Raw genomic sequence first — 306 nt, 5'->3', positions numbered from 1 at the left:
AGCTATGAAACCAAGTACTGACTGGAACACATTAAAGAGATTTAATCCTTTGATACTGTCAATAGCAATGGTTATCAAGCGCTGCACGTCACCCTTATGGGGACTAACGGGCAGTGGGTGGAAGTTCAGATACTGATATAGATAGAAACACTGTACATCAACAAGTTAGTTTTCGTGTAGATCACAGTGGCTACCAAATACCAACGACGGCGACGAACGTTTAAGTATACTTTGCGACCAATTTGCTTCGGGAGTTTGCAAACCCTATTTTCATCGTTTTCGTCCTACACATCATCCCGACTTTAT

General features: G+C 41.8%; 1 pseudogene. It reads left to right on the top strand.

What is annotated here, in order from left to right:
• Nucleotides 1-229 precede the first annotated feature (229 nt).
• Nucleotides 230-306, top strand: a pseudogene (locus D0T50_RS13850) (phospholipid phosphatase); the annotation flags it as partial.

The organism is Bacteroides sp. 214 (assembly GCF_010501015.1).
In the GTDB taxonomy this organism is placed as follows: Bacteria; Bacteroidota; Bacteroidia; order Bacteroidales; family Bacteroidaceae; genus Bacteroides.
The sequence above is the reverse complement of the archived record's forward strand: the minus strand, read 5'-3'. Positions and strand labels throughout refer to the sequence as shown.